At 61.7% G+C, this 11,984-nt stretch carries 11 protein-coding genes; 8 read left to right on the forward strand and 3 right to left on the reverse strand.

Going from position 1 to position 11,984, the window contains the following annotated elements; genetic code table 11:
- Positions 1-172: 172 nt before the first annotated feature.
- Positions 173-940: an FCD domain-containing protein gene (locus ABRP30_RS03375; protein ID WP_012312632.1), complete on the forward strand. Its 768-nt coding sequence runs from the start codon at positions 173-175 to the stop codon at positions 938-940.
- Between the two features lie 617 nt (positions 941-1,557).
- Here ABRP30_RS03375 and smpB read toward each other — a convergent pair.
- A complete protein-coding gene (smpB, locus tag ABRP30_RS03380; RefSeq protein WP_012312633.1) occupies positions 1,558-2,040 on the reverse strand; it encodes an SsrA-binding protein SmpB in 483 nt (160 codons plus the stop codon).
- Between the two features lie 162 nt (positions 2,041-2,202).
- On the opposite strand from smpB, the gene ABRP30_RS03385 reads away from it, so the two are divergent.
- Positions 2,203-2,637 (forward strand): type II toxin-antitoxin system RatA family toxin, encoded by a 435-nt coding sequence (locus ABRP30_RS03385; RefSeq protein WP_241803861.1) that lies wholly within the window; start codon positions 2,203-2,205, stop codon positions 2,635-2,637.
- A 62-nt stretch (positions 2,638-2,699) separates the two neighbouring features.
- Here ABRP30_RS03385 and ABRP30_RS03390 read toward each other — a convergent pair whose 3' ends face one another.
- Complete coding sequence (locus tag ABRP30_RS03390) at positions 2,700-3,236, reverse strand: outer membrane protein assembly factor BamE (protein WP_241803860.1); 537 nt, start codon at positions 3,234-3,236, stop codon at positions 2,700-2,702.
- Positions 3,237-3,333: 97 nt separating this feature from the next.
- Here ABRP30_RS03390 and fur point away from each other — a divergent pair, with 97 nt between their 5' ends.
- Positions 3,334-3,738 (forward strand): ferric iron uptake transcriptional regulator, encoded by a 405-nt coding sequence (gene fur, locus ABRP30_RS03395; protein WP_008096237.1) that lies wholly within the window; start codon positions 3,334-3,336, stop codon positions 3,736-3,738.
- Positions 3,739-3,832: 94 nt separating this feature from the next.
- On the opposite strand, the gene recN is transcribed toward fur, so the two are convergent.
- Positions 3,833-5,506, reverse strand: a complete 1,674-nt coding sequence (gene recN / locus ABRP30_RS03400; protein WP_349975268.1) for a DNA repair protein RecN — start codon at positions 5,504-5,506, stop codon at positions 3,833-3,835.
- A 190-nt stretch (positions 5,507-5,696) separates the two neighbouring features.
- On the opposite strand from recN, the gene grpE reads away from it, so the two are divergent.
- From grpE to carA, 5 genes are all read left to right on the forward strand, one after another.
- Positions 5,697-6,251 carry a nucleotide exchange factor GrpE gene (gene grpE, locus ABRP30_RS03405; protein WP_012312638.1) on the forward strand — a complete coding sequence of 185 codons (555 nt, stop codon included), beginning with the start codon at positions 5,697-5,699 and terminating at the stop codon, positions 6,249-6,251.
- A gap of 101 nt (positions 6,252-6,352) precedes the next feature.
- Positions 6,353-8,281, forward strand: a complete 1,929-nt coding sequence (gene dnaK, locus ABRP30_RS03410; RefSeq protein ID WP_012312639.1) for a molecular chaperone DnaK — start codon at positions 6,353-6,355, stop codon at positions 8,279-8,281.
- Between the two features lie 198 nt (positions 8,282-8,479).
- Complete coding sequence (gene dnaJ / locus ABRP30_RS03415; protein ID WP_241803857.1) at positions 8,480-9,604, forward strand: molecular chaperone DnaJ; 1,125 nt, start codon at positions 8,480-8,482, stop codon at positions 9,602-9,604.
- A gap of 13 nt (positions 9,605-9,617) precedes the next feature.
- On the forward strand, positions 9,618-10,421 hold the full coding sequence (gene dapB / locus ABRP30_RS03420) for a 4-hydroxy-tetrahydrodipicolinate reductase (RefSeq protein WP_349975269.1): 804 nt from the start codon (positions 9,618-9,620) through the stop codon (positions 10,419-10,421).
- A gap of 371 nt (positions 10,422-10,792) precedes the next feature.
- Complete coding sequence (gene carA / locus ABRP30_RS03425; RefSeq protein ID WP_349975270.1) at positions 10,793-11,929, forward strand: glutamine-hydrolyzing carbamoyl-phosphate synthase small subunit; 1,137 nt, start codon at positions 10,793-10,795, stop codon at positions 11,927-11,929.
- The last annotated feature ends 55 nt before the right edge of the window (positions 11,930-11,984 follow it).

An 11,984-nucleotide genomic window follows, 5' to 3' on the forward strand; every position in this document is an offset into this window, starting at 1 on the left:
AAAAGCGCTGTGATGGGTGTGTCAATTTGTCCTGTGCAAAACTTTGGTCGTGTGCCGATGAGCGGGTGGCTGATGGGGTTTGAAAAACGTCGCCTGATGGGTGTCGGCGTGGCGTGGATCGGCGAGAATAGACGCCCCCTGAAATTTGCCGGGGGTTTGTGGAGAGCATGTGATGGTTTTTGATCAGGTCCGCCAGCGGCGCCTGTCCGACGACATCGTCGACCGGTTGGAAGGGATGATTCTCGAAGGCACGCTGACCTCGGGCCAGCGGCTGCCGGCCGAGCGCGCCCTGGCCGAGCAGTTCGGTGTGTCGCGCCCCTCACTGCGCGAGGCGATCCAGAAGCTGGTGGCCAAGGGGTTGTTGGTCAGCCGGCAGGGTGGTGGTAACTATGTGGCCGAATCGCTCGGCTCAACCTTCAGCGACCCGTTGCTGCAACTGCTGGAGCACAGCGCCGAGGCGCAGCGCGATTTGCTGGAGTTCCGTCACACCCTGGAGGCGTCATGCGCCTATTACGCTGCCCAGCGCGCCACCGAGCCTGATCGCGCCCGGCTCAAGGCTGCATTCGACACCCTGCAGGACTGTTATGCCCGGGCTGACCAGGTTACCCGGGCAGAGGAGGGGGCGGCGGATGCGCGCTTCCATCTGGCGATTGCCGAGGCCAGCCACAATGCCGTGCTGCTGCATACCATTCGCGGGCTGTTCGACCTGCTCAAGCGCAATGTGGTGACCAATATCGGGGGCATGTACCAGCAGCGCACCGAGACGCGGGACATGCTGATCAGCCAGCACCGTGAGTTGTACCAGGCGATTGTCGAAGGCAGGGCGGACGATGCGCGGGAGGTGTCCAGCCGGCACATTCTGTATGTGCAGGAGGTGCTGGAAGAGGCGCAGAACGAAGCCCAGCGCGTAGCGCGGGCAGAGCGGCGCAGCGGGCGCTGAAGTTCGTGGCCCCCATCGCCGGCAAGCCGGCTTCCACAAGGGTTGCGCCAGCTTTTAGCAGTTGAGCAAGACGGTTGCTTCCACAGGTAAAGCGCAGGCCAGAAGAACAGCGCGGTCGTGGTGGGAGCCCCCTAGCAGCGCTGTAATAGCCCGAGCGCTCGACGGGGCCAGCGAGTACTTGGGGCCGCTTTGCGGCCCATCGCCGGCAAGCCCGGCTCCCACATGGATTTGCGCCGGCCTCTAGGAATTGGGCAAGACGGTTGCTTCCTCAGGTAAAGCGCAGGCCTGAAGAGCTGCACGGTCGTGGTGGGAGCCGGCTTGCCGGCGATGGGCTGCGCAGCAGCCCCCCTAGCAGCGCTGTAATAGCCCGAGCGCTCGATGGGACCAGCGAGCACTTGGGGCCGCTTTGCGGCCCATCGCCGGCAAGCCCGGCTCCCACATGGATTGCGCCAACTTTTAGCAGTTGAGCAAGACAGTTGCTGCCACAGGGATCGCGCCGGCTTTTAGCATTTGAGCAACACAGTTGCTTCCACAGGCGCGTCACTGACCTGAAGCCAGTGGGCTGCCTGTGAAAGCCGGCTTTCCGGCGATAGCGGCGCTACAGAGCGAAGAAGCCTTTAGTCTTCCTTGCCCTTGTTGCGCACCGCACGCTGCAGCTCGCGGTTGGAATCGCGTTCGCGCACAGTGTCGCGCTTGTCGAATTCCTTCTTGCCCTTGCCAAGCGCAATCTCGCACTTGATCAGGTGCTTGCTCCAGTACAGCGCCAAGGCCACACAGGTGTAGCCCTTCTGCGCCACCGCAGCTTCCACACGCTCCAGCTCGCGCTTGTTCAGCAGCAGCTTGCGCGAGCGGATAGGGTCGGCGATGACGTGGGTGCTGGCAGTGGTCAGCGGGGTGATGTGGCTGCCGAACAGCCAGGCTTCGCCATCCTTGAGCAGCACGTAGCTGTCGGTCAGGTGCGCCTTGCCGGCCCGCAGGCTTTTTACTTCCCAACCGGACAGGACCAGCCCGGCCTCGAACTTGTGTTCGATGAAGTAATCGTGTCGCGCTTTTTTGTTTTGCGCGATGGTCCCGGTCGGATGTTTCTTTTGTTTAGCCATAGGGGCGGCATTATAGGCAAGTCACCGCGTGGTCGGCTACGGGATTTCGGTGCGCTTGAGCCACCGCAATGAATACCGGACAATACAGGCCCTGTCTTACGCACAGGTTCTGTTTTTGGCACGCTGCGAAGCCCGCCACCCAGCCTTGGAAGTGACGCCTGGATGACTACCCATATTCAACGCTCCGCCCTGCTGCCGTACCCTGCCCAGGCGCTGTACGACCTGGTCAATGATGTAGCCAGCTACCCGCAGTTTTTGCCCTGGTGCTCGGCCTCGACGGTGCTCGAAGCCAGTGACACGCACATGCGGGCCAAGCTTGAGGTGGCCAAAGGGGGGATGAGCCAGCAGTTCGTGACCAGCAATGTGCTGGTGCCGGGGCAGTCCATCGAGATGAACCTGGAGGAAGGGCCGTTCACCCAGCTGCATGGCGTGTGGGTGTTCAAGGCGCTGGGGGAAAAAGCCTGCAAGATCAGCCTGGACCTGTCCTTCGATTACGCCGGGCCGATCGTGCGGGCCACCTTGGGGCCGCTTTTCAATCAGGCCGCCAATACATTGGTGGATGCGTTCTGCCAGCGTGCCAAGCAGCTCAATAGCTGATGCTGCCAAGCCACCAGGCACAAAAAAGCCCGGAATGATCCGGGCTTTTTTTCGCCTGCAATTTATTGTGGCGAGGTATCCAGTGGGGCGGGTGTCGGCACCGGTGTGGTCTGGATGGTGTCGATCTCGCGCTGGATGGATTCTTCCACAGAGCCGGGTTTGGCTGGCTTCTCTTCCGGCTGCGATGCTGGCTGGCCTGGCTCGGTGGCCGGGCTGACAGTGGTATCGCTGCTGCCGCCCAGGATTTCCTGGTCGCGGCTCACCCCTGGCATGAAATCGCCAGACAGGCTGACCAGTTGGTCGCTGTCATTGAAGAAGATGCTCATGCGTTCCTGTTGGCGTTGGCCGCCACCGGGTTGCAGGCTGTACAGGTAATCCCAACGATTGGTGTTGAAAGTATCCTGGAGCAGAGGGTTGCCCATGATAAACCTTACTTGCCGGCGGGTCATTCCGGGGCGTAATTGGTCTATCATGTCTTGCGTAACGACATTGCCCTGCTGGATGTCGATTTTGTAAACCCCGGGAAACGAGCAACCGGCGAGTGCGAGCAGTCCCACGAAGGTGAGGCTGGTTAGCAAGTGCTTGGTGTTGTTTTGCATCGGTGGGCGACTTCCACTATCTTGGCTGGACAACGTAAACCCCGATCATACCCGTATTAAGAGAAGCTGCGAAGCAGCATCGGCGAGAAAGCTGACCATGGTTGAAAATAGCGAACTGCGCAAAGCCGGTCTCAAGGTGACACTGCCTCGAGTCAAGATCCTTCAGATGCTCGATTCGACCGAGCAACGTCACATGAGCGCCGAGGATGTCTACAAGGCGCTGATGGAGGCTGGCGAGGACGTCGGTCTTGCAACCGTTTATCGCGTACTCACCCAGTTCGAGGCTGCTGGGCTGGTGGTGCGTCACAACTTCGATGGCGGTCACGCAGTTTTCGAGCTGGCGGACGGCGGTCACCACGACCATATGGTCAACGTGGAGACCAGTGAAGTCATCGAATTCATGGATGCCGAAATCGAGCGGCGCCAAAAAGAGATCGTGGCCGAGCATGGCTACGAGCTGGTGGACCACAACCTGGTCCTCTACGTGCGTAAGAAAAAGTAACGATTTCAGTCGTTATGAACAGCAAAGGCGACCCTAGGGTCGCCTTTGTGCTTTGTGCCGCAGGGATAACTGCTGGAGCCGGCTGCAGGCAGCTTCACGCCTTGCCGGACACCACCATCTTGCGTGCATGCGCCAGCGATTCCTTGGTCAGGTCGATACCGCCCAGCATCCGCGCCACCTCCTCGACCCGCTCGCGCTTGCCAAGGTTGGCCACGGCAGTGTGCGTTGTGTCGCTGTTGCGCACCTTGTGCACGAACAAATGATGATGCCCTTGCGCCGCGACCTGGGGCAGGTGGGTGACGGTCAGCACCTGGCCGCGTTCACCGAGGCGGCGCAACAGCTGGCCGACGATCTCGGCCGTCGGCCCACCGATACCCACGTCAACTTCGTCGAAGACCAGCGTCGGGATGCGTGAGGTTTGCGCCGTGATGACCTGAATCGCCAGGCTGATCCGTGACAGTTCGCCGCCCGAGGCCACTTTGGCCAACGCTTTGAGCGGCTGCCCGGGGTTGGCGCTGACCAGCAGTTCTATTTGCTCAAGGCCGTGTGGCGACAGGTCGTTGCTTTGGTTGGGTGTGAGTTCGATGCAGAACCGCCCGCCAGGCATGCCCAGGCGCTGGATCTCTTGTTCGACCGCGACGGCGAGCTGTTTGGCGGCCTGTTGGCGCAAGGCGCTCAGCTCGGTTGCCTTTTCCTGATAATGCTTGGCGTAGGCGGACAGTTCCTCACCCAGGCGCTCTATGGATTCGTCGCTGGCATTCAGGCCTTCGAGCTCCTCAAGCAGTTGCTGCTGCAGGTGGGGCAGTTCGGTCGGGTGCACGCGGTGTTTGCGCGCCAGGGTGTAGATGGTGTCGAGGCGCTCTTCCAGGGCCTGCAGCCGCATGGGGTCGGCGTCGAAGTTGTCGAGGAAGCGGTTGAGTTCGCCCACGGCTTCTTCTATCTGGATCTGTGCGCTGGCGATGAGATTGGCGGCTTCACCCAGTGCCTTGGGCGTATTGGCTGCGGCGCCCAGGCGGTTGAGGCTGGAGGTGAGGGCGCCGAGCACATTGCCCGAGTCGCTTTCGCTGCACTGGTCGATGACCTGGCGGCAGATGCCGAACAGGGCCTCGGCGTTGGTCAGGTTCTTGTGTTCCTGTTCCAACTGCTCCAGTTCGTTCTCACCCAGGCCAAGGTTGTCGAGTTCTTCGAGCTGATAGCTGAGCAACTGGTGGCGGGCGCGCTGCTCATCGCCGGAGTTGGACAGGTGCTCCAGCTCCAGGCGGGTCTGGTTCCAGCGCTTGGCGGCCAGCTGAACCTGACGGGACAGGTCGATGGCACCGGCATATTCGTCGAGCAGGCGGCGGTGGGTGTCGGTCTTGAGCAGCGACTGGTGCTCATGCTGGCTGTGGATGTCGATCAGCAGTTCACCGAGCGCCTTCAGGTCACCCAGCGGGCAGGGCGTGCCGTTTATGTAGCCGCGGCTGCGGCCTTCGGCCGTGATCACGCGGCGCAGGATGCACGGGCCGCCGTCGTCCAGGTCGCGATCGGCCAGCCAGGTGTGCGCTTCGGGGATATCCACCAGGTCGAAGGTGGCCAGGATGTCCGCCTTGTCTGCGCCAGGGCGCACCACGCCGCTGTCGGCACGATCACCCAGGGCCAGGCCGAGGGCGTCGAGCATGATCGATTTGCCTGCGCCGGTTTCGCCGGTGATGACGGACATGCCGCGGGCGAGTTCGAGATCGAGGTGTTCGACGATGGCGTAGTTGTGAATGGACAGGTGCACCAGCATGGGGCGGCTCCCGAAAAGTCAGGTCTGGTTATTTATACAGTACTTTTTTCGACCCTGCCAATGCCTGCTCGCAGTTTCCATCGTCGACCCAAAACCGCTTTGCCCCTTGAAGCTGATTTTTCCGGCCCCATATAGCCGGCAGACACGGCGAGCTTTGCTCGTACTACAGAGATTGCGGAGGAGAGACCCCATGGCTGACGAACAGCTGAATGAGAAAGACCTTAACGCCGAAGAGGCAGGTGCAGTGGATAACGGCGCCCGCGTTCAAGAGCTCGAGGAGCAGCTGGCCGCCGCCAAGGATCAGTCCCTGCGTGCCGTCGCCGACCTGCAGAACGTGCGCCGCCGCGCCGAGCAGGATGTCGAGAAGGCGCACAAGTTCGCCCTGGAAAAGTTCGCCGGCGACCTGCTGCCAGTGATCGACAGCCTTGAGCTGGCCCTGGCGCACTCCAGCGCTGAGGATGAACAGGTCAAGAAGATCCGTGAAGGCGTCGAACTGACCCTCAAGATGTTCCAGGACACCCTCAAGCGTTACAACCTCGAAGCCATCGACCCGCACGGCCAGCCGTTCAACGCAGAGCACCATCAGGCCATGGCCATGCAGGAAAGCGCCGAGGTAGAGCCCAACAGCGTGCTGAACGTGTTCCAGAAGGGCTACCTGCTCAATGGCCGCCTGCTGCGCCCTGCCATGGTAGTGGTCAGCAAGGCGCCGAGCGCGCCGCAGCCTTCGATCGATGAAAAGGCTTGAAATCCGTCGGGGCATCCCCATCTAGGTGTCAAGCCTTCAAGTATTACCGCAGTTGGCCAAAGTAGTCGCTGCAACCAAATTCAAGTTTCGGGAGAGTAAACATGGGCAAAATCATCGGTATCGACCTGGGGACCACCAACTCGTGCGTCTCCATTCTGGAAAACGGTAACGTCAAGGTCATCGAAAACGCCGAAGGTGCGCGTACCACCCCTTCGATCGTGGCCTACGCCAATGACGGCGAAATCCTGGTTGGCCAGTCGGCCAAGCGCCAGGCCGTCACCAACCCGCACAACACCCTGTTCGCAGTGAAGCGCCTCATCGGCCGCCGCTTCGAAGAAGATGTCGTGCAGAAAGACATCAAGCTGGTGCCGTACAAGATCGTCAAGGCTAACAACGGTGACGCCTGGGTCGAAGCTTCCGGCAAGGAAATGGCGCCGCCGCAGATCAGCGCCGAAGTCCTGAAAAAGATGAAGAAGACCGCCGAAGACTACCTCGGCGAGCCAGTCACCGAAGCGGTCATCACCGTTCCGGCCTACTTCAACGACAGCCAGCGTCAGGCCACCAAAGACGCCGGCCGCATCGCGGGCCTGGACGTAAAACGCATCATCAACGAGCCGACCGCTGCTGCGCTGGCCTATGGCATGGACAAAGCCAAGGGCGACCACACCGTCATCGTTTATGACCTGGGTGGTGGTACCTTCGACGTATCGGTCATCGAAATCGCCGAAGTCGACGGTGAACACCAGTTCGAAGTACTGGCCACCAACGGCGACACCTTCCTGGGTGGCGAAGACTTCGACATGCGCCTGATCGACTACCTCGTCGACGAGTTCAAGAAAGAGTCGGGCATGGACCTGAAGAACGACCCTCTGGCCCTGCAGCGTCTGAAAGAAGCCGCGGAAAAGGCCAAGATCGAACTGTCCTCGGCCCAGTCGACCGACGTGAACCTGCCGTACATCACTGCAGACGCGACAGGTCCCAAGCACCTGAACGTGAAGATCTCCCGCGCCAAGCTGGAGTCGCTGGTCGAAGACCTGGTCAACCGTACCATCGAGCCTTGCCGCATCGCCCTGAAAGACGCAGGCATCGACGCCAGCAAGATCGACGACGTGATCCTGGTCGGTGGCCAGACCCGTATGCCGCTGGTTCAGAAGGCCGTAGCCGACTTCTTCGGTAAGGAAGCTCGCAAGGACGTCAACCCGGACGAAGCAGTTGCCATGGGCGCTGCCATCCAGGGTGCCGTACTGGCCGGTGACGTGAAAGACGTGCTGCTGCTGGACGTCAGCCCGCTGACCCTGGGTATCGAAACCATGGGCGGCGTGATGACCCCGCTGATCGAGAAGAACACCACCATTCCGACCAAGAAGTCGCAGGTGTTCTCGACGGCCGACGACAACCAGGGCGCAGTGACCATTCACGTGCTGCAGGGTGAGCGCAAGCAAGCCTCGCAGAACAAGTCGCTGGGCAAGTTCGACCTGGCTGACATCCCGCCAGCACCGCGTGGTGTTCCGCAGATCGAAGTGACCTTCGACATTGACGCCAACGGCATCCTGCACGTCGGCGCCAAAGACAAGGCCACCGGCAAGACCCAGTCGATCGTGATCAAGGCCAACTCCGGTCTGTCCGACGAAGAGATCGAAAAAATGGTGCGTGACGCCGAGGCCAATGCCGAGGAAGACCGCAAGTTCGAAGAGCTGGCCGCTGCCCGTAACCAGGGTGACGCGCTGGTTCACTCGACCCGCAAGATGGTCGCTGACGCCGGTGACAAGGTCACTGCCGAAGAGAAGACTGCCATCGAAGCGGCCGTGGTTGCCCTGGAAGCCGCTGTCAAAGGCGACGACAAGGCTGCCATCGATGCCAAGGTCGAGGAACTGTCCAAGGTCTCCGCGCCGGTAGCACAGAAGATGTACGCCGAGCAGTCGGCCGAACAGCCTCAGGGCGGTGCTCAGCAGCAGGCCGAACCGGAAGCCAAGCACGATGACGTGGTTGACGCCGAGTTCGAAGAAGTGAAAGGCGACGACAAGAAGTAATCGTTGCATGTTGTCGGCCAGCTCACCGTCGTTTGGCGGTGAGCTGGTAGGATGTCGCCGCGCGGGGGCTTGCTCCCGCGTTGGCGTATCTGGAATTCGAGAATTTTTTACAGCATTTGTCTGGGCCGCATCGGGTCTTCAGGCGGGTGCTGACGGCGCGGCGCGGATGCCGAACGCCCAACAAGGTGCAAATGACCTATGTCCAAGCGTGATTATTATGAGGTCCTGGGTGTCGAGCGCGGCGCCAGTGAAGCAGACCTGAAAAAGGCTTATCGCCGCCTGGCGATGAAGTACCACCCGGACCGCAACCCGGGCGACAAAGAGTCCGAAGACAAGTTCAAGGAGGCCAACGAGGCCTACGAAGTGCTGTCTGATGCGAGCAAGCGGGCCGCGTTCGACCAGTATGGTCACGCCGGTGTCGACCCGAGCATGGGTGGCGGCGGTGCAGGCTTTGGTGGCGCCAACTTCTCCGACATCTTTGGCGATGTGTTCAGTGACTTCTTCGGTGGTGGGCGTGGCGGTGGTCGTGGTGGCGCTGCGCGCGGCAGCGACCTGCGCTACACCCTGGAACTGAACCTGGAAGAAGCCGTGCGCGGCACCACGGTCAGTATTCGTGTGCCGACCCTGGTCAATTGCCAGCCCTGTGACGGCAGCGGTGCGAAGAAGGGTTCGACGCCATCGACCTGCCCGACGTGCGGCGGCATTGGCCAAGTGCGCATGCAGCAGGGCTTCTTCTCTGTGCAGCAGACCTGCCCGCGCTGCCATGGCCAGGGCAAGATCATCACCGACCCTTGCAATGCTTGCCACGGTGAAGGCCGCGTCGAGGAATACAAGACCCTGTCGGTCAAGGTGCCGGCCGGCGTCGACACGGGCGACCGTATCCGCCTGTCCGGCGAAGGCGAGGCGGGCACTCACGGTGGCCCGACTGGCGACCTTTACGTGGTGATCAACGTGCGTGAGCACGAGATTTTCCAGCGTGACGGCAAGCACCTCTACTGCGAAGTGCCCATCAGCTATACCGATGCCGCTCTGGGTGGCGAGCTGGAAGTGCCGACCCTCGATGGTCGTGTGAAGCTCAAGATCCCGGAAGGCACTCAGACCGGCAAGCAGTTCCGCCTGCGTGGCAAGGGTGTGGCACCGGTGCGTGGTGGTGGTGCGGGTGACCTGCTGTGCCGCGTTGCGGTTGAGACCCCGGTCAACCTCAGCCGTCGCCAGCGTGAACTGCTCGAAGAGCTGCGCGACTCGCTCGAAGGCGACAGCTCCCACTCGCCCAAGGCCAATGGCTGGTTCGATGGCGTGAAGCGCTTCTTCGGCGATCTCTGACAAGGAACAGGCTATGCGACGTATTGCAGTGATGGGCGCGGCAGGGCGGATGGGCAAAACCCTGATCGAAGCTGTGCAGCAAACCCCAGGTGCCGGGCTGACCGCGGCGATCGATCGCCCGGACAGCTCGCTGGTCGGGGCGGATGCCGGTGAGTTGGCGGCCCTTGGCCGTATCGGTGTGCCGCTGTCGGATGACCTGGCCAAGGTTGCCGACGATTTCGATGTGCTGATCGACTTCACTCACCCTTCGGTGACCCTGAAGAACCTGGCGTTCTGCCGCAAGCATGGCAAGGCCATGATCATCGGCACCACCGGTTTCACCAGCGACGAGAAGCAGCTGTTGGCCGAGGCGGGCAAGGACATCCCGATCGTCTTCGCCGCCAACTTCAGCGTAGGCGTCAACCTCAGCCTGAAGTTGCTGGACATGGCCGCGCGGGTGCTGGGCGATGATGTCGACATCGAGATCATCGAGGCGCACCACCGGCACAAGGTCGATGCGCCGTCAGGCACTGCGCTGCGCATGGGTGAGGTGGTGGCCAACGCACTGGGCCGTGACCTTCAGGAAGTGGCGGTGTATGGCCGTGAGGGCCAGACGGGGGCGCGTGATCGCAAGACCATCGGCTTCGCCACCGTGCGTGCCGGCGATGTGGTCGGTGACCATACCGTGCTGTTCGCCGCAGAAGGTGAGCGCCTGGAAATCACCCACAAGGCGTCCAGCCGCATGACCTTCGCCAAGGGTGCGGTGCGTGCCGCGCTGTGGCTGGATGGGCGTGAGGCGGGCTTGTACGACATGCAGGATGTGCTGGAGCTGCGCTGAGTCTTGCAGCGACTGTGATGGCCCTATCGCCGGCAAGCCGGCTCCCACAATGGATTGTGTGGGCTTTTAGGGTTGAGCAAGGCAGCTGCTCCCGCAGGGGATTGCAAACCTTCCGGTTGGTGCCGTACATGTGGGAGCCGGCTTGCCGGCGATGGGGTGCAAGGCACCCCCTGTCGCAATCATGTGTTTTAGAGGCACATTTGCGGTAGACCAAAAAAGCACTTTTCTGTAAGCTACAGCTTTAGTGTGTCCACTAAAAGCGCGCAGCGAATTGAATTCAGCACATAAAAGCGGGGTGACGTGTCCATACGTCACTCCGCTTTTTTGCAACCTGCGATCGCCCTTTCATGCTTGATTTACGGGAGGTCTTCTTGACAAAGCCAGCCATACTCGCCCTTGCCGACGGCAGTATTTTTCGCGGTGAAGCCATCGGAGCCGACGGTCAGACCGTTGGTGAGGTGGTATTCAACACCGCTATGACCGGCTACCAGGAAATCCTTACAGACCCTTCCTACGCGCAGCAAATAGTTACCCTGACCTACCCGCACATCGGCAACACCGGTACCACGCCGGAAGATGCCGAGTCGAACCGTGTCTGGTCCGCCGGCCTGGTCATCCGTGACCTGCCGCTGCTGGCCAGCAACTGGCGTAACACCCAGTCGCTGCCTGACTACCTCAAGGCCAACAATGTCGTTGCCATCGCCGGCATCGACACCCGTCGCCTGACCCGTATCCTGCGTGAAAAGGGCGCTCAGAACGGCTGCATTCTGGCTGGTGACAACATCAGCGAAGAAGCCGCCATCGCCGCGGCCCGCGCCTTCCCCGGCCTCAAGGGCATGGACCTGGCCAAGGTCGTTTCCACCAAGGAGCGTTACGAGTGGCGCTCCAGCGTGTGGGAGCTGAAAACTGACAGCCACCCGACCCTGGAAGCCTCCGAGCTGCCGTACCACGTTGTCGCCTTCGACTACGGCGTCAAGCTGAACATCCTGCGCATGTTGGTCGCCCGCGGCTGCCGCGTGACCGTGGTGCCTGCCCAGACCCCGGCCAGCGAAGTGCTCGCGCTCAACCCGGACGGCGTGTTCCTGTCCAACGGCCCTGGTGATCCGGAGCCATGCGACTACGCCATCCAGGCGATCAAAGAGGTCCTCGAAACCGAGATCCCGGTGTTCGGCATCTGCCTCGGCCACCAGCTGCTGGCCCTGGCCTCCGGCGCCAAGACCGTGAAAATGGGCCACGGCCACCACGGTGCCAACCACCCGGTCCAGGACCTGGACACCGGCGTGGTCATGATCACCAGCCAGAACCACGGTTTCGCCGTAGACGAAGCCACCCTGCCGGGTAACGTGCGCGCCATCCACAAGTCGCTGTTCGACGGCACCCTGCAGGGTATCGAGCGTACCGACAAGAGCGCGTTCAGCTTCCAGGGCCACCCTGAAGCGAGCCCGGGCCCGACCGACGTCGCGCCACTGTTCGATCGTTTCACCGATGCCATGGCCAAGCGCCGCTGAGCATCCTGCTTCAAGGCCCCGGGCCGGCACCTGCCGCGCCCGGCCGCGCCTGACC

The sequence above is a fragment of the Pseudomonas sp. WHRI 8519 genome (genome assembly GCF_040224055.2).
GTDB classification, from domain to species: domain Bacteria; phylum Pseudomonadota; class Gammaproteobacteria; order Pseudomonadales; family Pseudomonadaceae; genus Aquipseudomonas; species Aquipseudomonas putida_X.

Bases quoted from the DNA above. Each gene is read 5' to 3' on its own strand.
- ABRP30_RS03375 (WP_012312632.1), top strand. From the start codon at position 173: ATGGTTTTTGATCAGGTCCGCCAGCGGCGCCTGTCCGACGACATCGTC.
- smpB (WP_012312633.1), bottom strand. From the start codon at position 2,040: ATGGCTAAACAAAAGAAACATCCGACCGGGACCATCGCGCAAAACAAA.
- ABRP30_RS03385 (WP_241803861.1), top strand. From the start codon at position 2,203: ATGACTACCCATATTCAACGCTCCGCCCTGCTGCCGTACCCTGCCCAG.
- ABRP30_RS03390 (WP_241803860.1), bottom strand. From the start codon at position 3,236: ATGCAAAACAACACCAAGCACTTGCTAACCAGCCTCACCTTCGTGGGA.
- fur (WP_008096237.1), top strand. From the start codon at position 3,334: ATGGTTGAAAATAGCGAACTGCGCAAAGCCGGTCTCAAGGTGACACTG.
- recN (WP_349975268.1), bottom strand. From the start codon at position 5,506: ATGCTGGTGCACCTGTCCATTCACAACTACGCCATCGTCGAACACCTC.
- grpE (WP_012312638.1), top strand. From the start codon at position 5,697: ATGGCTGACGAACAGCTGAATGAGAAAGACCTTAACGCCGAAGAGGCA.
- dnaK (WP_012312639.1), top strand. From the start codon at position 6,353: ATGGGCAAAATCATCGGTATCGACCTGGGGACCACCAACTCGTGCGTC.
- dnaJ (WP_241803857.1), top strand. From the start codon at position 8,480: ATGTCCAAGCGTGATTATTATGAGGTCCTGGGTGTCGAGCGCGGCGCC.
- dapB (WP_349975269.1), top strand. From the start codon at position 9,618: ATGCGACGTATTGCAGTGATGGGCGCGGCAGGGCGGATGGGCAAAACC.